This window comes from Candidatus Nitrosocosmicus sp. FF01 (genome assembly GCF_047711275.1).
Taxonomy (GTDB): Archaea; Thermoproteota; Nitrososphaeria; order Nitrososphaerales; family Nitrososphaeraceae; genus Nitrosocosmicus.
The window spans coordinates 183,816-203,787 of record NZ_JBLNIG010000002.1 but is presented as its reverse complement, the minus strand read 5'-3'; the positions used below and the strand labels follow the sequence as shown (position 1 = coordinate 203,787).

The 19,972-nt window shown below is 33.2% G+C and carries 23 protein-coding genes; 15 read left to right on the top strand and 8 right to left on the bottom strand.

Annotated elements, in window-relative coordinates; all coding sequences use genetic code 11:
* Positions 1–412: 412 nt before the first annotated feature.
* Positions 413–841, bottom strand: a complete 429-nt coding sequence (locus ACMT7R_RS06530; RefSeq protein ID WP_415310814.1) for a winged helix-turn-helix transcriptional regulator — start codon at positions 839–841, stop codon at positions 413–415.
* A gap of 57 nt (positions 842–898) precedes the next feature.
* Here ACMT7R_RS06530 and arsM point away from each other — a divergent pair, with 57 nt between their 5' ends.
* From arsM to ACMT7R_RS06500, 6 genes are all read left to right on the top strand, one after another.
* A complete protein-coding gene (gene arsM, locus ACMT7R_RS06525; protein WP_415310813.1) occupies positions 899–1,699 on the top strand; it encodes an arsenite methyltransferase in 801 nt (266 codons plus the stop codon).
* 211 nt (positions 1,700–1,910) lie between these two features.
* The gene (locus tag ACMT7R_RS06520) at positions 1,911–2,195 is read left to right on the top strand and encodes a hypothetical protein (RefSeq protein ID WP_415310812.1); all 285 of its coding nucleotides are present in this window, start codon (positions 1,911–1,913) and stop codon (positions 2,193–2,195) included.
* A complete protein-coding gene (locus ACMT7R_RS06515; protein WP_415310811.1) occupies positions 2,173–2,655 on the top strand; it encodes a methyltransferase domain-containing protein in 483 nt (160 codons plus the stop codon). Before ACMT7R_RS06520 ends, ACMT7R_RS06515 begins: the two co-directional genes overlap by 23 nt.
* A gap of 30 nt (positions 2,656–2,685) precedes the next feature.
* Positions 2,686–3,138: an arsenate reductase ArsC gene (locus tag ACMT7R_RS06510; RefSeq protein WP_415310810.1), complete on the top strand. Its 453-nt coding sequence runs from the start codon at positions 2,686–2,688 to the stop codon at positions 3,136–3,138.
* 53 nt (positions 3,139–3,191) lie between these two features.
* A complete protein-coding gene (locus tag ACMT7R_RS06505; protein WP_415310809.1) occupies positions 3,192–3,881 on the top strand; it encodes an MIP/aquaporin family protein in 690 nt (229 codons plus the stop codon).
* Between the two features lie 362 nt (positions 3,882–4,243).
* Complete coding sequence (locus tag ACMT7R_RS06500) at positions 4,244–4,564, top strand: hypothetical protein (protein WP_415310808.1); 321 nt, start codon at positions 4,244–4,246, stop codon at positions 4,562–4,564.
* 101 nt (positions 4,565–4,665) lie between these two features.
* On the opposite strand, the gene ACMT7R_RS06495 is transcribed toward ACMT7R_RS06500, so the two are convergent.
* Positions 4,666–4,881, bottom strand: a complete 216-nt coding sequence (locus ACMT7R_RS06495) for a heavy-metal-associated domain-containing protein (RefSeq protein ID WP_415311647.1) — start codon at positions 4,879–4,881, stop codon at positions 4,666–4,668.
* A gap of 269 nt (positions 4,882–5,150) precedes the next feature.
* Here ACMT7R_RS06495 and ACMT7R_RS06490 point away from each other — a divergent pair, with 269 nt between their 5' ends.
* Positions 5,151–5,582: a YidH family protein gene (locus ACMT7R_RS06490; protein ID WP_415310807.1), complete on the top strand. Its 432-nt coding sequence runs from the start codon at positions 5,151–5,153 to the stop codon at positions 5,580–5,582.
* A gap of 328 nt (positions 5,583–5,910) precedes the next feature.
* Here the strand turns inward: ACMT7R_RS06490 and ACMT7R_RS06485 are convergent, their stop codons facing one another.
* Together ACMT7R_RS06485 and ACMT7R_RS06480 are read right to left on the bottom strand one after the other, a co-directional pair.
* On the bottom strand, positions 5,911–6,438 hold the full coding sequence (locus ACMT7R_RS06485) for a hypothetical protein (RefSeq protein ID WP_415310806.1): 528 nt from the start codon (positions 6,436–6,438) through the stop codon (positions 5,911–5,913).
* A gap of 367 nt (positions 6,439–6,805) precedes the next feature.
* Positions 6,806–7,075, bottom strand: a complete 270-nt coding sequence (locus ACMT7R_RS06480; protein WP_415310805.1) for a hypothetical protein — start codon at positions 7,073–7,075, stop codon at positions 6,806–6,808.
* 388 nt (positions 7,076–7,463) lie between these two features.
* Between ACMT7R_RS06480 and ACMT7R_RS06475 the strand changes: the two genes are divergently transcribed.
* From ACMT7R_RS06475 to ACMT7R_RS06455, 5 genes are all read left to right on the top strand, one after another.
* Entirely contained in the window at positions 7,464–8,597 is a 1,134-nt protein-coding gene (locus ACMT7R_RS06475; RefSeq protein WP_415310804.1) for a PQQ-dependent sugar dehydrogenase, read from the top strand.
* The gene (locus ACMT7R_RS06470; RefSeq protein ID WP_415310803.1) at positions 8,560–9,150 is read left to right on the top strand and encodes a plastocyanin/azurin family copper-binding protein; all 591 of its coding nucleotides are present in this window, start codon (positions 8,560–8,562) and stop codon (positions 9,148–9,150) included. Before ACMT7R_RS06475 ends, ACMT7R_RS06470 begins: the two co-directional genes overlap by 38 nt.
* Before the next feature lie 564 nt (positions 9,151–9,714).
* Entirely contained in the window at positions 9,715–10,248 is a 534-nt protein-coding gene (locus ACMT7R_RS06465; RefSeq protein ID WP_415310802.1) for a hypothetical protein, read from the top strand.
* A gap of 687 nt (positions 10,249–10,935) precedes the next feature.
* Positions 10,936–11,811 carry a right-handed parallel beta-helix repeat-containing protein gene (locus ACMT7R_RS06460; RefSeq protein WP_415310801.1) on the top strand — a complete coding sequence of 292 codons (876 nt, stop codon included), beginning with the start codon at positions 10,936–10,938 and terminating at the stop codon, positions 11,809–11,811.
* Positions 11,789–12,031: a right-handed parallel beta-helix repeat-containing protein gene (locus tag ACMT7R_RS06455; protein WP_415310800.1), complete on the top strand. Its 243-nt coding sequence runs from the start codon at positions 11,789–11,791 to the stop codon at positions 12,029–12,031. Before ACMT7R_RS06460 ends, ACMT7R_RS06455 begins: the two co-directional genes overlap by 23 nt.
* Before the next feature lie 431 nt (positions 12,032–12,462).
* Here the strand turns inward: ACMT7R_RS06455 and ACMT7R_RS06450 are convergent, their stop codons facing one another.
* Positions 12,463–12,645: a hypothetical protein gene (locus ACMT7R_RS06450; RefSeq protein ID WP_415310799.1), complete on the bottom strand. Its 183-nt coding sequence runs from the start codon at positions 12,643–12,645 to the stop codon at positions 12,463–12,465.
* Between the two features lie 308 nt (positions 12,646–12,953).
* Positions 12,954–13,493 (bottom strand): hypothetical protein, encoded by a 540-nt coding sequence (locus ACMT7R_RS06445; RefSeq protein WP_415310798.1) that lies wholly within the window; start codon positions 13,491–13,493, stop codon positions 12,954–12,956.
* Positions 13,494–14,255: 762 nt separating this feature from the next.
* Between ACMT7R_RS06445 and thiC the strand changes: the two genes are divergently transcribed.
* Complete coding sequence (gene thiC / locus ACMT7R_RS06440; protein ID WP_415310797.1) at positions 14,256–15,584, top strand: phosphomethylpyrimidine synthase ThiC; 1,329 nt, start codon at positions 14,256–14,258, stop codon at positions 15,582–15,584.
* Positions 15,585–15,926: 342 nt separating this feature from the next.
* On the top strand, positions 15,927–16,430 hold the full coding sequence (locus ACMT7R_RS06435) for a hypothetical protein (protein WP_415310796.1): 504 nt from the start codon (positions 15,927–15,929) through the stop codon (positions 16,428–16,430).
* A 122-nt stretch (positions 16,431–16,552) separates the two neighbouring features.
* On the opposite strand, the gene ACMT7R_RS06430 is transcribed toward ACMT7R_RS06435, so the two are convergent.
* Together ACMT7R_RS06430 and ACMT7R_RS06425 are read right to left on the bottom strand one after the other, a co-directional pair.
* Positions 16,553–17,761 carry a cation:proton antiporter gene (locus ACMT7R_RS06430; RefSeq protein ID WP_415310795.1) on the bottom strand — a complete coding sequence of 403 codons (1,209 nt, stop codon included), beginning with the start codon at positions 17,759–17,761 and terminating at the stop codon, positions 16,553–16,555.
* Between the two features lie 84 nt (positions 17,762–17,845).
* On the bottom strand, positions 17,846–18,277 hold the full coding sequence (locus ACMT7R_RS06425; RefSeq protein ID WP_415310794.1) for a hypothetical protein: 432 nt from the start codon (positions 18,275–18,277) through the stop codon (positions 17,846–17,848).
* A gap of 206 nt (positions 18,278–18,483) precedes the next feature.
* Here ACMT7R_RS06425 and ACMT7R_RS06420 point away from each other — a divergent pair, with 206 nt between their 5' ends.
* Positions 18,484–19,926 carry an SLC13 family permease gene (locus ACMT7R_RS06420; protein ID WP_415310793.1) on the top strand — a complete coding sequence of 481 codons (1,443 nt, stop codon included), beginning with the start codon at positions 18,484–18,486 and terminating at the stop codon, positions 19,924–19,926.
* The last annotated feature ends 46 nt before the right edge of the window (positions 19,927–19,972 follow it).

Sequence of the window (19,972 nt, the reverse complement as noted above, 5' to 3'; positions counted from 1 at the left end):
AATTGGAACCTGCAGATATTGATTCAAGAGACTGGAAATTATTGTTTATCAAAAGAATGAAAAAGGGTACAGAATTTGTGATTAAATGTTGGGGATTTGGAATATAATTTTTAAAAGATATCATTATCTGTTATTTATCACGAATTACTAAATATCAACGACCCAGTTCTACGGATTCATTAATTCTAATAAGAATAAATTTTGATCAATATTATCAGTTAATAGAAATGTGTTATAATTCGAGAATGGTGGTATGTAATGTGGGGGGGGGGTGCTGCTAGTAACATAAAAACTTGAGTCAAATTTCTATTGTGGGGTCAAATAATAATTGATATTGTCACTACTAAATCGACATGATATGAATTATAGTTTTGCTTATCCCTTTTGATTTCAATCAATTTAGGAATCGGAATTATTTCTTCTCTGACCATTTCCTCATCCATTGAAGCAGATTGATAATAGATCCAACAAGTTCTTGACCTTTTGGGGTAAGATGGTATTCTACTCTAGGAGGAATTTCATTAAAGGATTGTCTGTTTAGAATACCATTTTTCTCTAACTCCTTTAAACGTATTGTAAGAGTTTTACTACTGAAACCTTTCATTGATTTTCTAAATGTGATATATCTAACAGGATCGGTAGTACAGCACAAAGGTATTAATATTTCTAGCGTTCCTCTTTTAGTAATTATATTTCTCAGTTCAGCTGTTTCCTTCATTAAACTCTCCACATTATAACCATAGAAATCGCAAGAATCATTATCATCCTCAAGTATTGGTAGCTTAGATGGTTTTGGTATTGCTTTACTATGTCCATTTTCATCTGGTTTCTGAGATTTCACTTACTTTCCTCTTTTACTCTTACTAATTTATATAGTTTACCTTGTAAACTAAAGGTAATGAGTAAACAATCAAACATAAAAAACAAGATAATAGAACAATATGGAAAAATAGCATCTGCAGATGATGGTTCACTATCATGCTGTTCTACCACCTCATCAGGTTGTTGCGGTAGCACCGAGGCATTGATATCTCCCATAGAATCATCTAAAACAATTGGATACGATCAAAATGATTTGAATTCCGTTCCACAATCATCTATCCTAGGTTTGGGCTGTGGTAATCCATCCACCTTTGCTCATCTCAAGGAAGGGGATGTGGTTGTAGATTTGGGTTCAGGAGCAGGTATTGACGTATTTATAGCTGCAAATATTGTCAAGAACGAGGGAAGGGTCATTGGAATTGATATAACAGATGCTATGCTGGAAAAGGCACGAAGGAACGCCAAAATTCACGGGTACCAGAACGCAGAATTTAGAAAGGGTGATATCGAGGAAAAAATTCCAGTAGAGGATAATTCAGTTGATGTAGTTATCAGTAATTGTGTTATCAACTTGACAGAAGATAAGGTCAACACATTCAAAGAAATACACAGGATTTTAAAGCCAAATGGAGTAGGAAGATTGATAATCTCAGATGTAGTGACCTCTAGAGAAGTAGAAAAGGTATTAGTCAACGAGGATAATTGGTGTGGCTGTGTTGACGGTGCATTAACAAAAGCTAACTACCTCGACAGTATTAAAAAAGCAGGTTTTACAAACGTCGAGATCTTAGAAGAAAGACCAGGTAACGTAGTTGAGGATAGTGAAAAGAAGACCAGGAATATAACAAGCATTACTGTAAAGGCAATTAAAAATTGAATATGAGAAAATGAACTTTCTATAAGAACCAAATGAGTAGATACGAAAATCCTTTTATTTTATGCATTTTTCCTATAGTTTCTCTAATTTCACTTAGTTTACTGTACTTCTCTTACCAACTTAAATAGTTTTTCTAGTAAACCTATATCTATGGATAAACCGTCACATTTAAAAGAAAAAATAATGGATCAATATGGAAAAATTGCTTTAGATGGTAATTCTAATTCATGTTGTATGCCCTCTAGTGATTGCTGCGGCACATCCATCTGAAATTCTCTTAACTCCGCTTGAATCATCAAAAGCTGTTGGATACGATTCTGACAAATTGAAGCTTATTCCTGAATCCTCTGTGCTGGGAGTAGGTTGTGGAAATCCTATTAGATTTGCAGATATAGGAGAAGGTGATACCGTGGTCGACTTAGGTTCTGGAGCAGGTATAGATGTATTTCTTGCAGCCAATTTAGTGAAAGAAAGTGGTAAGAGTCATTGGAATTGATATGACAGAAAATATGCTCAAAAAAGCAAGAGAAAACGCTGATAAATATGGGTATACAAATGTCGAATTTAGACATGGTGATATTGAGCAAAGAATACCAGTTGAAGATAATTCTGCTGATCTAGTAATTAGTAACTGTGTTATTAATCTGACAACTAACAAGGAAAAAACCTTCAGAGAAATTTACCGGATCCTTAAACCAGAAGGAAAAGGAATGATGATCATTTCAGATTTGGTTACCTCTAAAGAAATAGATGCAGACTCTATCAATGCGGAAAACTGGTGTAGTTGTATAGACGGTGCATTAACAAAAGCTAATTACCTCGACAGTATTAAAAAAGCAGGTTTTACCAATACTGAGATACTTGACGAGAAACTGTATATGGAACTAGATAATGACAAGATAGGTCAAGAAAAAAGGCAAATCACTAGTATTTCTATCAAGGCAGTTAAAGAGTAAAAATACTAGCGAGGGAAAGGAGAGATTTAGATGAAATTTTCATTTGGTAAACGAGATCATGAAAATACAAAAAAAACTGTCCTTTTTGTATGTGTTCAAAATGCTGGAAGAAGTCAGATGGCTGAAGGTTTCTTTAAAAAGTATGGTCCAAAAGGCTACGAACCTATTAGTGCGGGGACAGTTCCTACTTCTCAAATCAATCCTGTTGCAGTAGAGGTGATGAAAGAAATTGGAATAGATATTGGCAAACAAAAACCTAAAGACTTGACAGAGGACATGATGCGAAATGCAACAGCTATAATCAATATGGGCTGTATGGACGATAAATTCTGTCCTGCATTGTTTGTACCCAAAGTTATAGATTGGGGGATAGAAGACCCAAAAGACAAACCAATAGAGAAAGTGAGACAAGTAAGAGACGAAATTGAAAAAAGAGTATTGGAAATAATTGAATCTGTCCAAGATAATAAGATTCCAACTTAATATGCCTCTGTTTATTTCGGTTAAAGTGATACCCAAGTAACTAGCAAATGATTATGTCAAAGGAATCAACATTTGAGTCAGTAGCAGACAAGCTGAGTTCAAACCAAAAAAGATTTATTGTTGAATTAATAGGAACGTTCATCGTTGTGGTTTTAGCTACTGGTTCAGTAGTTATTGATACAAAACTGAACGGCATATTAGGTCTACCATTCGTTGCATTCGCACCATTTGCGGGTGTTGCAATAGGTGTATATCTTTTTGGAAAAATCTCTATGGCTCATTTTAACCCTGCTGTATCTGTGGGGTTTTTGATAACAAAGCACATCACAAAAAGGCTATTAGGTTTGTACTTTTTAGCTGAGATCGGTGGTGCTTTCCTTGCCAGTCTTTTTGTAAGTATTGTAATAGGTAATGAAGCAAATCTTGGAGCTAATGCGCCTAATTATTCATATCCTTTACCGTTAATATTTGGAATAGAAGTTTTAGCTTCAGCCCTTTTGATGGCAGTAATACTGACTGTCGTTTATACAAAAGGTTTGAAAGGATTTGGAGGAATAGTGATTGGAGGTATTGTTGGATTAGACATTTTGTTTCTAGCATTTATATCTGGAGCTTCTATGAATCCGGCTCGTTCATTGGCTCCAGCATTACTATCTGGAGTATGGAGTGATCTATGGCTATACTGGACGGCTACTTTTGTGGGTACGTCAGTGATTGCATTGATATACAGAAAAAAGGTTTGAATGAATAACAAATATTGATCTACTATGGTAACATGTAGAATCTGATCTCACCAGATTCAACTCGTTCCTTCACATAGACAATATTTGAAGTACATACAATAAGATGACTATTAAATATTAGAGTTGATGAATATGATTCTGTTATATTTTATAGTATCTTTTTTCTCAAAAGAGTAAGAACTTGGTTATTAAAAAATACAAAGACAGATCATTTGAGGTGGGACTCGAACTCCTATGCTCAACTTGTGGGTTTCATTTAATTTGATAATGATCTAACCCGATAATAAAAAAATCAATCTATATCCAATAATTAGCATTGAGTAGATTTATCTTATAAGCTATTTTGATAATCAATAACATCCATGACGAAAAAGGAAAGAAACACCATTTCATCTATAAACACCTTCATTGTTGAAGATATTTCTAAACAGCAAAGAGTAGTTAACATGCTTAACGATGCAACCCAACAAATAATGGTTAAACATGATGGTTTTATTTCTTCAATTATTTACACGAGTTTGGACGGAACTCGAGTAGTAGGTTTTGTAGAGTGGAAAAATAAAGAAGCGATTGAAAATATGCTTAATGACCCAAGGATGATAATACATATGAATGATATTGCAAGCATAGTAAATGTTGATAGAAGTTTGTATCAACTCGAATTTTTTGAGGAAAAGAGGTAAAATATGTACGTTACAAATCTTGATTGGGTCGGTTTAGATTGGAGTCCGATCCACTTGTGAAAGAAATGTTATATCGGGTTCTTAACTATATTATCTACTAATTATAGTTCCAGTATAGGATTCTTACTTTTGACCTTTATGAATTTACACTGTAGGTCCAATATTTTAGCAAGATTGATTCTTGATATTAATCTTGGATCATATTGAAGCATCACAATATTGGTAATATAGTTTATCTCAACTTTTTTAATACCATCTAATTTTTCCAAGACTTCTTCTAACTCTATCTTACACCTATCGCAATATCTTCCATTAATTCGGAAAAACTCTTTTCTATAGACTGACGATGATTCTAGTGAATGAGTTTGGGTTTGAATAATTTTATACTTACATTCTTCTATAAAAAAGTTTCAGAGATAATAATCCTTTTCAGTCGGTGAAGAATTACCAACCTAATTGATTACATTGAAGCCAAGTGTTCTTCATATCAGAATAAAAAACTTCTAGCACTCGGTATTGGAGTATGGACATAACAGCAAGAATTCTCTATGTTGTACTATAATAGTTTCCAGAGTATGTAAAAAACATGGTCGATGATAACGATGATAGACAAAAAACTGATCGCTCACAGCAGTATCTTGCAAACGAAAGGACATTTCTGTCGTGGGTAAGAACCAGTATTGCAATGATAGGACTTGGATTCATAATATCCAAATTTAGCTTATTTTTGACTGAATTTCGAATTATAATTTTCGGTTATTCATTAGAATCGTCTGAATTAAATCCATACCAAACCCCTTCCTCAATCGATCAAATTTCTAATTGGATCGGTATCGGTACTGTATCTTTAGCGATTGTATTGATATTGTTTGCTTTAAAGAACTATCTCAGTACTCACAAATCAATAAAGACGCAAACTTATTCGCCAAATCAAAAGACAATTTATTTTACGACTGCGATAATTGTCTTTTTGAGCATAATTGTTTTTGTATATCTAGTGCTTGTACCCAGTATCTAGATTTGCAGTGTAGAAACGGATATGGAATTCAATAAATGCAGATTATTTTTGTGAATGTAGTCTACAAGGTTGATATCATTAAATAAATGATCAAATTTAATCCTAAGAACCGCCTTTCTTTGAGCTGACGATATAATTTTATCTCTAATTACCAAGTCAAAAAAAAGTACGTAAACAAAGAAATGGTAGGAAACCATATTGCAAAATTTACTCTAGCTAGACGATAGAATAAAAAATCATCTTGAAGATTGCTTTAGATAAATAAAGTCAGAAAAAGAACATTGATTTCCTTATTTTGAACGACTTATTAGATATACAAATATTATTTCTAGAATACTGATAGAAAGTTATTCAATTTCAGACCGGATTCGCACTCCACCAAACTTTTGTTTTTTAACTCATTCCACACTTCATTGATGTAGTCTTTACCATAGTCAGACTTCATTGCATAAACTTTACTTAAAATTTCTTGTTCTTCCTCAAAATAGCTTTTACTATCTATTAAAGTAGAAGCTATTACCAGCCAATCTAATTCCTTGTCTTTAAAAAAATCCAAGAACCTCTTCGTGAAACCGCTATCTAATTTCCAATTTTTCTTTATTATATCATCGTCTATTCCGCTAGTATCCAGTTTTTCGTAATAGTAATTTGCTAATTCTGGCGAATATGGACCGTTGTTGTAGATGCTGAATTCATAACCAAAATCGTTATTCAAGCAGGTTTGAGCCAAGTATATATATTTTTGCAGCTTTAAGCGGTTAATACTTCCAGTTTCATCCTTTCGAGGAACGCTATGTAAATCAACTAATTTATTTTCATGTAAAAAGCACATAAAATCTTTCAATTTCATGTTCATAATTTGTTTAATAGATACTATTCGTAGAACTGATATATTAATTCAATGATTTACTTCTTAATACCATAAGAAGTCGGTGTTAAATATTGAAACAGGATAATTAGAGTTAATACGTCCGGATTTTTGGATATTTATCCTATGGTTTTTTAGATATGAGGAAGTTAAAATAAGAATTGCTTGTTCGTAAGTTTTCTCTATTCAGATATCAAGCTATTATATCATAAATCAATATTTTCCCATATAGGTGGAATAATGAATGTTGAAAGCCTGCAAAGTATTCATTATAGAAAATACTGTAGGGAAGATCCTGTTTGGTACAACTAATTACTAAATAAATTAAATATGATTATGTCAAAAAAAATGGAAGTTATTGTTGACCTAATGCTAAATTGCCTTCGTTATTTTGGAATAACAAGCCAACATTGTTACATCCAGCTATTGTGAATTCACCAGATACACATTGTGCGTTCTGCTCGTTTGACTGTTCTTGTTCGATTTCTTGTTCTGCATCGTTGTGTTTCTTCTTTCCACCTGCATATGCATAGTTGTCGCCAAAGGCTACTACTGAACCTATGAGTGCTGCTGCAATAAACATTGCAAATATTCCGACTTTATAGTTTTTTGTTATCTTACTCATTATAATCGAAATGTATAATTGAAATTAATCATATTTTGGTTTAGAAGCATATCTCTGTTAGATTTATTCTAAATGAAGAACTGTAAAATTATTCTAATAAACAAATTCATGATGACAATTCATAAGAGATATTAGATTCAAAATGCATTGATATAACTTTTTGAACTTGTAAAGATCATTATTATCTATGGACCAAATTTTATAGATCAAATTAATTCGCATCTTTTTTATCAAATAATGACTACTATTTCTATCAAATCTATTCAGTTCTTAAACAATATCGTTTCTACTAGTAAATTTCTGGAGAAGCTATAAAATATCAAAAAACAATCGAATATCATTGGTAAAAAAAAATTTTATTAAGTTATTTGTTTTGTCTGCTTTTTGCATGTTATTATTATTGTGTTCTAATTATTCTATAATCAATATATCATATAGTGCATACATAAAAGCCCCCTTAGCTCCTGCCGGTCCAACCGTAAAGGATGATAACCTCGTAGTCGAAAAAATAACTGATGGATTAGATATACCCACCAGTATGGCTTTTTTGGGACCAAATGATCTTTTAGTTACCGAAAAAGAAACAGGAAAGGTAGTAAGAATTGTAAATGGTCAGATACAACCAGAGCCAGTCCTTGATGTACCAGTAGCTAATAGCATAGAACGAGGTCTACTAGGTATTGCCATAGCAAAACAACAAATCGATGGAAAAACATTCATTTTCCTTTCTTATACTGAATCCGGAAATGATGAAGATGGAAGTGATGTTGAAGATAATGTAGACCCAGAAGGAAACAGGCTATACCGCTATGAGTTTGTAAACGGTCAGCTGACCAATCCTGTATTGTTATTAGATTTAACTGCAACTCCAGAAAATGATCGAGGTGAACATAATGGAGGTAAGATCCGTATTGGTCCAGATAATAACGTTTACTATATAGTAGGAGAAGTAGGTGGACATAGAACTCAGGCACAGAATATAGAAGATGGTCCAGAACCAAATGGGTTGGGAGGAGTATTGAGGATAACTCAAGATGGTCAAATTGTACCTGGCGACGCAATATTTGGTGATGAATCGCCACTTGATTTGTATTATGCAATGGGTATTCGAAACAGTTTTGGCATGGATTTTGACCCCGTAACAGGGAACTTATGGGATACCGAGAACGGACCTGATACAGGTGATGAAATCAATCTGGTTTTTCCGGGCTTTAACAGCGGCTGGTCGTTGATTCAAGGATTATCAAAGAATGACCTTTTGGAAAACGAAGTAACTCCTGATAACCTTGTTTATTTTGGACAAGGAAGTTACGCTGAACCTAAATTATCCTGGGTTACTCCAATTGGCATTACCGCATTAAAGTTCTTGAATTCGGATAAATTGGGAACTCAATATCAAAATAATATGTTTGTAGGCGATATAAATAATGGACTGCTATATCGATTCATGCTTAATGAAGCTCGTGACGATATATCTTTTGATAATGGACTGTACAGGAAATACATCTCTACTTTTAGATAGAGAAGTTAATGATCCAAAAGAAAATCAACCATTTGTTTTTGGTCAAGGTTTTGGCGGTATAACCGATATTGAAGTAGGTCTAGATGGATATATGTATGTGTTAAGCTATACCGGATCTTTATTTAGAATTGTACCCTCTTCCTCTGCTACTACTGCTGCTAATACAACAAGTGGTTCTACCAATCTTGCTAATAGCGGTACTGGTACAGAAGAAGGCTTTCAAACCGAACAGTCCGAAGACGAAAATGATCAAAGTGCAGCACAAAATGGAAATTCTGTTCCAGCGGTCATTTTAGGTTTATATGGTGATAAATCCTACTCTCCAAACCCCATCACCATTGAAAGAGGTCAAACTATAACATGGTATAATGGTGATACTATTTCTCATTCTGTGACTTCAGGACTAGATAATGATGATGATGCAGGAGAGGTGTTTGATTCTAAAGCTATAATACCAAACCACTATTATAGCATCAGATTCGATGATGCTGGCGAATATCCATACTATTGTTTTTACCATCCTTCAATGGTAGGAGAAGTTATAGTTGAATAAACTCATTGTCTGATTTTTATTTATTAATCAAACCAGGATGGCAACACTGGATTCAACTTTCTTTTAAATCGTATTTTAAAATCTATCTTGAAATATAACCCAGGTAAAGAAGACTATCTATACCAAACGAAAAAGCTCAAAAGTATCTGACTTGACTTAGAAGGCAAATGTCAGTGTAACGAACCTGCATTTAGAATTTTCAATCTCCTTATGTATGTCTAAGCTGGACGTTAAACCTAAATCATATTCTACCATCATAATATTTGTAATATAGTTTATCTCAACTATTGATATAACCTCTGATTCTTCTACTTGTTTTTCTAAATGGAGTCTACATTGATTGCAATATCTTCCTTTAATTTTAAAATAGTTTTTTTGATACAGGATGATAGCAACAACAAATTAAAATTCAATGAGTCCATAATAAGGTTTATCCTCGAAAATGGAAGGTCATTTATAAGCATTCTATTAAACTATACTAAAATTATCAACTATAACTAAATATGGTAAAAATTTTAAAAAATCATTATATCATAAACTATTGCTATACAAAATAACACAGAAATGTTAAATAGAAATAATACCAAAACAAAATCAGTATTATTAGTAGTAGTAGCTTTGTTTTCAACTGCAATGATCTTAGGACCAGCCATATCAAGCATTGATACAGTTAGTGCAAAACAGAAATACAAAAACTGGAGTGATTGCAGAGAAGATCATAGCAAGAACTGGTGTAAAAAGTATTTCAAAAAACATGATAATGATGACAATAAAAACAACGGTGGAGGTGGAAACAAAGCTTCACAAGGCATAGGTCAATCACAATCATCAAGTCAAAACAGTCAATGTGTTTCAGGCGGAAGCACTAGCGCTTCATGTAATAACATAAACATACAGAACCAACAAAACAGTGGAAACAATGCATTGGCACAAAACGGAAATGGTGGAAGTAATAAGGCTTCACAAGGCATAGGTCAATCACAATCATCAAGTCAAAACAGTCAAGTAGTTTCGGGTGGAAACACATTTGGTTCAGGCAATAACTTTAACTTCCAAAATCAGGTAAACACAGGTAATAACGCATTAGCACAACAATAATCCTTTTTTATGTTTTTTAGAATAAATAAGATTGTATCAAACCAGTAAGTAAGCATCACTATCTATTCTGCAGGCAAAGCAGTGTGATATTCGATCTGTGTTAGAGATGTTTATATTTTTGTTTTAAATAATTTTAGAGACAATTTCTTTTAATTAATATTCTGATAAATACAGTCATGTATTCTTCACACACGTATACAAATGGTCCAATAGATAATCTGGTTACCCAACTGTATATAAGATAATGAGTTAAGAATACCGAAACAATTTGTATCAATATTCTAAAATTTGAATTATCAATACAGGATAATAAGAAAAACGTGTAGGCAATACCTATTATCCTGTGATTTTTGAATTATCTGGTATAAATATTAGAAAATAGTTACATAAAAAGTTGTTTAAGTCATTATTCTTCTTTACAGTGACAGCAAAAAAAAGCGGTAAAGTAGAACTATGTTGCGATAGTCGACTTGAACAGATTTAAGGATTGGATGCAGACTAGTTTTCATAAAGTAAAAAATTACTTCATTTAAGTAATTTATATATTAAATATTAAATTAATGAATTATTCTAGTTAATTTACAAGTAATTCATATAATTATTTTTTTGACAGGAAGTTTATTGGTTGGCGTCAATCCCAGGCTACCTTGTCATTATTTACTGATAATGGCTTTAGCGGTGGTTGTAATGAGCATATCAAATAATTGGATACTTGCTCAAGAGATTGATGAAAATAGTTGTATTAGTTATAGTACCGACAGTGATAGGAATACAATTTCGATTTCATGTAGTCAAGACGTCAACATTTCTGATATATACAACACCTTACAAAATCCAGAAATTTTAGAAAAAGAGGATAATGGTATATGGATTTTAGATTCTCGCATAGTAGTTGAGAAAGGTGCTACATTGGTAATTGACTCGAAGGATACGAGTTGGTTAAAAATACTGGCAGGAGATAAGAATGGAGATGGTGATAGAGATAATGTTAACTCTATTACTGTTTTGGGTAATTTAATTATAGATTCTGTAAAAGTTTCTTCATGGGATCCTGAAAACAATGATTATATAAAATTTGAATTTGACATATTACCAGATAGAGAACATGAACATACTGGCATTGATGCTGTACCAAGACCATATATCAAAATAGATGACGAAACTACAGGTACTGCAAATATTACAAATTCAGAACTCGCTTATTTAGGCTATGAATGCGGTGGTGGTTGCTCTGGTTTAAGCTACTATGGAAGTAATGGTACTAGTATAGTAAAGAATAATGAAATACACCATAATCGCTTTGGGTTTTACTCGGTTGGTGTAGACAACATGGTTTTGGAAGATAACCATGTGCATCACAACTTTATGTATGGATTTGACCCACATACGGCTACTCATGATATGATAATAAGAAACAACACCGTCCATGACCATGGAGCCATGGGTATAATATGTTCTTTGGATTGTTACAACATTACTATCGAAGATAATGAAGTATACAATAGCGCAGGCTCGGGAATAATGTTTAGTAGAAACATGTATGATTCTAGTAGCCAGAAATAATAACGTTCACGATGAGGTAAAGTGCATATTCCTATCTCAATCACACAATAATGAGGTTTATGGCAATACGGTAAGTAATTGTGAAAGTCAAGGAATTTACTTGTATCATAACTCTGTTGAAAATAAAGTTTACAACAATACTTTGATTAATGCGACAGAAGGAATAGAATATAGCGATGATTCTATGGGCAATACCATAGAAAATAATATAATGCAATGAACAAAACAAGTATTCTAAAAAATCAGTGACTAGATTTGTAAGAAATGAAATAATTCAAGGTTAGCAATTCAAGAAAATGAGTGTTACTAATTTTTCTGAACTTAATATTAGTCCTAAGAATAATAGTACACGCTAGTCAGATTTAAATTTGACAAAAGTCAAAAGGATTCTTTTTTGCTAAATAATCCGAGTATCCTTTTCCTAAATAAAATACCTAAGGACAATAGTATCAAGACAGTCCATGATAATGCCACAGTTACTTCTGAATATTCAATCATTTCTCACGATTGCTTATTTAGTAGATATTATATTTGTACACGGTCGAGCTAAAATACAGATCTTTACCATGAAAGACATATTAGCATTCATTTAAAAAGAAATTGGATCATAGGTGATGGAAGTACATGAACCAGGTTATATGACCAGACATATTATTCGAGTTGATGTCTGTGAATAACTTTATGCTCATCACAGTAATGAGTTTTACATTGAGCACATTGAATCGTAGGAGGATTATTACAGCCAAGCATACCACATAATTCACCACTTTCAGAGCGTTTCTCCCATTCCCGTGGATCAATAGACATTCGATACAAAATATGGGGTCTATTCACCTAAAAGGTTTCGGTTTAGTCGATTTATGAATATATTAAGAATTGATAGATTCAATGATAGGTCTAGATTTCATATACTATCTATACCCGCTTTATATTACACTAATTTTAGAATTCTAATTCATGATGTTAAACGAATATGAGAAAAAGAAATTGAGCTTTCTATTTCATTTCTAATGAATACACAGGTATTTTCAATGAATCGGAGCCATTACTAACCGGTCTTCAATTTGATGGAAAAATAAAAGAGGAACTGAAGATTTTTATTAATTCTTAATATTCAGATATCTCTTCCAAAGTGTAGATTTTCACTTTGTTAAGGTAGTTTCGACATCAAGGGTGTTTGATATCTTTTCTGTATGACTGGTATCAGTCATCACAATTTCAGCTTTAACATCTTTAATACTTTGATCTTCAAAGGATGTTGCAAATTGCATTGGACCTGCTTGCCCTAGTACATAACCACTAGGAATGCTCGAGGTTTTTACTAGAGTTCCCTCAGTCGTGTATACCTTCATAACGCCGGCCATAATAGTATTTACTAATTTAGGATCATTAGTTTGGTAGGTTATGTCAACTTTTAGCTGATTAATCTCAGAATCTGTAAGTGGTGCAAAAGATACAGAATCTAATTTGATTATTACGGGGTAAGATGAATTATCATCAACACCTCTTTGTGCTTGTTCTTGTTCAGATTGCGCGTATACATTATAGTCTGTTATCAATACTCCTTTTTCCATAGCAGTAGAAATGGAAAACAACAATCCCATAGCAAGAACTGTTACAGTCAATGTTAGTGTCTTGGAACATATGTCAAATTTCTTAGACTGTATCTCTCGTATATTCATGATCTTTCTAAACGAAAATGAATTAAGATTCAAATTTAATTCAATATATTACTTGATTTAATGCCATTTAACTGATAAATTGATATTCAACTAAAGATAATTAGATTTGCAAGTTACTAATCATGTAGATATAGTGTAGTTCTATACGATTTTTAACGTATTTGAGTAATGGATCATTCAAGACAAGATTCATAATAGATTAGCAAACATCTGGATTTGACATCCGTCTGTATGGAAATTCATATGACAAAAACATCATATTAATTGAGTAGCATATGTAGTCGGCATTTCGTATCAGAGCATCGGTTAAGTGATATGATACTATGTTAAATTAACTGTCAATTTTTTGCAAATTGATTTTAGTGATTTCTAGGCATAATTTTGATAGTGAGGAATCCTGAGTTGGCACTCGAACCCTGGTCATAAAAACAGGGAATCTTCTTTATGGCTTTTTGATTATGAGGTCAAGGGATTTGAACATTACTAGTAAAAAGGGTTGATATTTATGAATTAGCGTTCATATAAACTAAACATTCACTTTCTCAAATAATTATAATGGAGGGGATGGGATTTGTTTCACATGTCAGGTAGTCATGGGTTTGAATTTCTATCTTCATATCAGAGACATCTTGACTTTTTGGGACATATTTCTTCTATTGGTTGTCATTGTCATGTCCTAATTGTAATTTAGCCCATGCTTGTAATTTGATATTGAACCAAAATTATCAAATCATTTAATAGTTATGCAATTAGCATTAACAAGTGTGTACTCAACTTAATTCAGCAAAAAGAGGAATCGCAACTGAAGAAATGAAACAGGTGGCAAAAGATGAAGAAGTTGATATTAATTTTATTTTAAGGCATATAGCAAATGGTTCTATTATAATTCCAAAAAATATTACAAGAAAACAGCATATCAAACCAACAGGTATTGGAAAAAGTCTAAGAACGAAGGTTAATGTAAATATTGGAACTTCTACATTATATCAAAATATTGGTGAAGAAATCTCAAAAGCCAAAATAGCTATGAGGTATGGCGCAAATACCATTATGGATCTTTCTGACGGTGGCAATCTTGATTTGATAAGAGAACAATTGCTAGAAGCTGCAAGCTCTTTGACTTTTGGTTCAGTTCCAATATACCAGGCATATGCTTATGGTGTTGAGAAGTATAAGAATCCATTAAGCATCACTGAAGATGATTTTCTCAACGCATTTGAAAAACATGCAAAAGATGGAGTCGATTATACAACCATACATTCTGGAATAACACTAGACCTAGCAAAGAGAATTATGAATGTCAAAAGACACGCAGGTATTGTATCAAAGGGTGGTACGATTACTGCAGCATGGATGCTAAAGTACAATAAAGAAAATCCATATTACGAACATTTTGATTATCTTTGTGAAATAGCCAAAAAATATGATGTTACTTTTAGTCTTGGTGATGCATTAAGACCTGGCTCAATACTTGATTCACACGATGAATTACAAGTTGCAGAAATGATAAATGTTTCTAGGCTGGCCAAGACTGCATATGAAAATGATGTACAGGTAATGGTTGAAGGACCTGGACATGTACCTTTAAACGAAGTGGCAGCAAATGTACGATTAGCTAAATCTTTAATTGGAAACGTTCCGTACTATGTATTAGGGCCATTGGTTACTGACATAGCTTCAGGGTATGATCACATAGCTAGCGCGATTGGAGCTGCTATATCTGCCTCTGAAGGCGTTGATCTACTATGTTATTTGACACCTTCCGAGCACTTGGGACTTCCAAATGGAACTGAAGTAAAAGAAGGACTCATTGCTTACAGAATTGCTGCTCATGCAGGCGACTTGGTAAAAATTAGAGAAAAAGCGATAAAGTGGGATACAGAGATGACAGAAGCAAGAAGAACATTAAACTGGGAAAAACAACTTTCTTTATCCATAGACCCTGAGAATGCAAGAGAGATTCATTATCGAAATACTGGTCAACACGAGGGCAATAATGTTCCTTGTACAATGTGTGGAGGAGCCTGTGTATACTTAATGTTACCACAACAAAGAAAATACAAAAAGGAATTGGAAAGTTTAGAAGAATAATGGTTCCAAATGACTATAAAAAATAAATTTTAGAATCCTGGTAAGAGATTATTCAATTTTAGACCTGATTCATACTGAATTAGACTTTTGTCTTTTAAATCATTCCAAACATCATCAATGAATCTTTTGCTATGATCTGATTTGATTGCATAAACCTTATTCAAAGTTTCTTATTCATCGTTAAAATGATTAACACTGTCAATTTTTGTTGAAGCCACTTCCAACCATTGAGGTTCTTTGTCACCAAATAATGTCAAAAATTTGTTTGCAAAAATCGTAAAAATGTCAATTTCCAGCCTTTACATCTACAGACATCGTATTAACATTAATTTTTTCATAATAATGATTAGCAAGTTCTGGAGAATAAGGACCATTATTATACATATTATACTCATAACCAAATTCATTATCCAGACATGTCTGTCATCTTACGATGAAATAGGGAATATAACCTACGATCAACAACCTAATTCGATAAACTTTACGATGCCGTTTTCTTATGATGCACAACGAATAGCCGATCCTAAAAACACTGTGTTTATTCATCAGGAAGTGGAAATCCCAAAACCTAGTCCACTGTCTGCGGAAGGTGGTTATCAGGGATTTACTAATGGCAAAGACGTTACAAATGTACTGATGGTTGATAGGAATAATAAAACAAAGGATGTCGTACATTTTATGATCGCTAAACCAATAGTGCGACAGATAGCAAATATATATTTGCAAGATTCAAATAACGGCACGGATGGAATAATGACTTTTTCATTAGTGCCACCTAAGAACGGCTCGATGACGAGTGGAGGAATGACTATGAATTACACGATATCTGTGATGACTCCAATGTGATAGAATAATGTATTGTTCATTGCTTTTGGGAAATTACTTCATATTTTACCAATTAGGACATTGTGATGAATAGTATCGACAATACGTTTCCTTTAATAAATATGATCTGACGGTAACAACTTTTAATTTTGTATTAATTCTTTTTTATATACTTTCTTTAGCCAAATTGGTGTAATTATAGTTGTAACAGCTACCATTAAGATTATGGAGGTATAGACATCAGTAGATAAAACGCCAGAAGTAACTCCTACGCCAGCAACAATCAATCCAACTTCACCTCTGGATACCATTCCTATTCCTACTCTCATTGATTTTGTTTTATCCTTAAGAAATAACATGGATGGTAATCCACATCCTACAAGTTTTGTAAGAATGGCTATCGCTATAATTATTCCTGCAATGATCAATACCTCTAAATTAATACCTCGAAGATCAACTTGAGCTCCTATAATCGCAAAAAACAAAGGTGCAAAAATAAACTGTAACTTATGCGCATATTCTTCAACTTGTTTGATTAGCTTCGTACTAGCAACAGCCATTCCAGCAGCAAATGCTCCAACTATCGGAGATAAGCCAGCGTAAGCCGCAACCCCTGCGATACCAAAAAATATAGCTGTGGTAATTCCTTCTATACTGCCTTTTGATCTCCATAGTTTTTCTCTATGCAATATCCTTGGTACTATGAGGACAGCACCAATTAGTAAAACTGCAAATAAACCAAGGATTTTTAGAATTAGGAAAGCAATATCTGCTATCTGGGGTATACTGTCACCGGATTGAACCATTGTAACAACTACAGATAATATGGCTATAGCGAGGATGTCGTCTACTATTGCTGCACCAAGTATGAGTCGAGCCTCCTTTGATTGCATTTTACCTAATTCAGTCAAGACTTGAATGGAAATTGCTATGCTTGTTGCTGTTAATGCAGTGGCTATAAGCAGTATTTCAAACGTGCCCAGTCCATATATTGAAAGAACAATAAAGCCTACAAAGAATGGCACAATTACTCCTAACGCACCAACTGTAAATGATGCTGCGCCACCTCTTAGAAATTCTCTAGGTGTAATTTCTAGCCCTGCAATAAACAAGATTATGATAGCTGCTAATTCTCCAATGTGTTTGACTGTTTCATCTAAAACGACCAAAGGTTGACCGTCAAATAGTGGCAGACCTCCCAATGCATAAGGTCCTACTATGATTCCAGCCAATAATTCACCTAAAACAACTGGTTGTTTTATCCTCTGAAATATCTCTGCAAATATTTTAGCTGTAAAAAGAAGAATGGAAAGTGATATTATGATATGAATAAAAACCGATTCTGCAGCCATAATCTATATTCTATTCATTGATTAAATTTAATATATCTATATTTACCGCTAAACTAGTTTTACTTGTAGTTCTGCATATTTAATTCAAAAGAGACTTCTGGGAATTTCGTCTAGATCATAGTAATATCCCAAGATGTTATCTACAGTATGCTCTAATTGTGTATTACTATTTATAAGAACAAAAATTATTTTATCATTTTCAAATATTTTAAGTATTCTAATCTTATCGTATTCCATGACAACCCATTTTATCTTGCCTAAGCTGTTGTTGTATTCCTCTTCTGATTCTTGTTTTATCACATAAGTTTGTGGTTTTTCATTATATGATTTTCGATCTAATTCTAAAATATGAATTAGAGATTCGATATAGTTTCTATCTAAGTTGGCATTCTCAGCTATATACAACTCCTTAATAACCGATGACTCCACTGAAAAAACAGCTAAAATATCATCATCTACTTCTACCAGATGTTTTATTTTATCATATTTTTTAGTGTCTAGGTCGCTACCTTTCACTATCTATATTTCATACCACAAAGATATATTATTTAATTGGATTGATTGAACCATGTATTAGGTAATTCAGCCCGACTCAAAAAATCAGTTTGCCTTGGAGATTATTTTTAACAATACTTGTTTGTAGTTAATAATGTAAAGATCAGCCAAAACTATTATCTCTATACTTAAGAATAACCTTTAACTTCTTCAAAATAGTTGAAGACATGCACAAGAAATATTCTATTGGTATGATCTTGATTGCGATTTACATAGTCTTTGTTTTTACAATTCCACCTTTAGTGTTTGAAAAAAGTGTTACTCCTATCTTAGCAGGCATTACGATAATCATGGTAGCTATCTATGTTATCCTTGGACTGGATATTATTCATAGAACGGTTATTGCAATGTTTGGAGCTGTATTGTCCATCATACTGGCCATAATACTAGGTTCTATGGTAGCTGAAGACAGTCTCCATTTTGTTATAGAATCTGTAGATTTTAACACCATTGGTCTATTACTTGGAATGATGATCTTAGTAGCCATACTTGGAGAAACAGGAGTATTTCATCAAGTTGGAATAAAGCTTGGAAAAATCAGCAAGGGAAATGTTTGGATATTAATGCTGTTACTATGTACTTTTACATCTATTGCATCAATGTTTGTAGATAATGTTACTACTATTTTGTTGATGATTCCAGTTACCCTGTCTATAACGCGTACTCTGGGAATACATCCTATTCCCTTTATAATTGCTCAGGTTTTGGTGTCAAATATTGGCGGGGCTGCCACACTAATCGGAGATCCTCCCAATATCTTGATTGGATCTGCAGCAGGTATCGACTTTAATTCCTTTATAGTTTACATGGGACCAACAATAGCTGTTGTTTTTGGATTTTCTTTATTGCTAATCAAACTCTTTTTCAAAAATGAACTAAAAAGTGAACAGAAGTTAGAACAGAAGGAAGATGTCCAAGAATTAATGCATAGAGATGAAAACGTAATAGTGATTCATCATAAAGGCTTGTTAATAAAATCGTTGATAGTATTAGTAGGCGTGATCATCATGTTTTCTCTGCAAACCATTACTCATTTAGAAGTATCAATAGTAGCTATTGGTGGAGCAGCTGTATTGCTCATTATAAGCAGAGTTTCTTTGGAACGAATATTGCATGAAGTTGATTGGGCTACATTACTATTTTTTGTAGGTCTTTTTGTTATTGTGGGAGTTGCGGAACATGCTGGATTGATAACAATTCTTGCAAAATTGGCAATTGGCATAACAGGTGGGGATCCTTGGATTACATTTGTAATGGTTATTTGGTTAGCTGGTATTGCAAGTGCCTTTGTAGATAACATCCCTTTTACTACTACTATGATTCCATTAATTCATACACTAAATGTTGACCCCACTATCGCATCTTCATTTGGACCTGAAAGTGGTTTCCAGTTTAGCCCCCTGTGGTGGGCTTTGGCATTGGGGGCTGACTTGGGAGGTAATGGTACGTTGATCGGTTCCAGTGCGGGGGTAGTAGCTGCTGGACTAAGTCAAAAGTTTGGACACCACATTTCATTTGTAAGGTGGATAAAAATAGGGTTTCCATTTATGCTGATAACTTTGGTAGTCGGAACAGTGGTTTTATACGGGTTTCTATTATTAATGCAATAGCGAAAATATTACTCTTTCAATTCTTTATCTTAATTTTAAATAGAGA

Bases quoted from the DNA above. Each gene is read 5' to 3' on its own strand.
- ACMT7R_RS06520 (WP_415310812.1), top strand. From the start codon at position 1,911: ATGGTAATTCTAATTCATGTTGTATGCCCTCTAGTGATTGCTGCGGCA.
- ACMT7R_RS06505 (WP_415310809.1), top strand. From the start codon at position 3,192: ATGTCAAAGGAATCAACATTTGAGTCAGTAGCAGACAAGCTGAGTTCA.
- ACMT7R_RS06490 (WP_415310807.1), top strand. From the start codon at position 5,151: ATGGTCGATGATAACGATGATAGACAAAAAACTGATCGCTCACAGCAG.
- ACMT7R_RS06455 (WP_415310800.1), top strand. From the start codon at position 11,789: ATGATTCTAGTAGCCAGAAATAATAACGTTCACGATGAGGTAAAGTGC.
- ACMT7R_RS06510 (WP_415310810.1), top strand. From the start codon at position 2,686: ATGAAATTTTCATTTGGTAAACGAGATCATGAAAATACAAAAAAAACT.
- ACMT7R_RS06465 (WP_415310802.1), top strand. From the start codon at position 9,715: ATGTTAAATAGAAATAATACCAAAACAAAATCAGTATTATTAGTAGTA.
- ACMT7R_RS06420 (WP_415310793.1), top strand. From the start codon at position 18,484: ATGCACAAGAAATATTCTATTGGTATGATCTTGATTGCGATTTACATA.
- ACMT7R_RS06485 (WP_415310806.1), bottom strand. From the start codon at position 6,438: ATGAACATGAAATTGAAAGATTTTATGTGCTTTTTACATGAAAATAAA.
- ACMT7R_RS06470 (WP_415310803.1), top strand. From the start codon at position 8,560: ATGGACTGTACAGGAAATACATCTCTACTTTTAGATAGAGAAGTTAAT.
- ACMT7R_RS06435 (WP_415310796.1), top strand. From the start codon at position 15,927: ATGATTAGCAAGTTCTGGAGAATAAGGACCATTATTATACATATTATA.
- ACMT7R_RS06445 (WP_415310798.1), bottom strand. From the start codon at position 13,493: ATGAATATACGAGAGATACAGTCTAAGAAATTTGACATATGTTCCAAG.
- ACMT7R_RS06480 (WP_415310805.1), bottom strand. From the start codon at position 7,075: ATGAGTAAGATAACAAAAAACTATAAAGTCGGAATATTTGCAATGTTT.
- ACMT7R_RS06460 (WP_415310801.1), top strand. From the start codon at position 10,936: ATGAGCATATCAAATAATTGGATACTTGCTCAAGAGATTGATGAAAAT.
- ACMT7R_RS06475 (WP_415310804.1), top strand. From the start codon at position 7,464: ATGTTATTATTATTGTGTTCTAATTATTCTATAATCAATATATCATAT.
- ACMT7R_RS06430 (WP_415310795.1), bottom strand. From the start codon at position 17,761: ATGGCTGCAGAATCGGTTTTTATTCATATCATAATATCACTTTCCATT.
- arsM (WP_415310813.1), top strand. From the start codon at position 899: ATGAGTAAACAATCAAACATAAAAAACAAGATAATAGAACAATATGGA.
- ACMT7R_RS06500 (WP_415310808.1), top strand. From the start codon at position 4,244: ATGACGAAAAAGGAAAGAAACACCATTTCATCTATAAACACCTTCATT.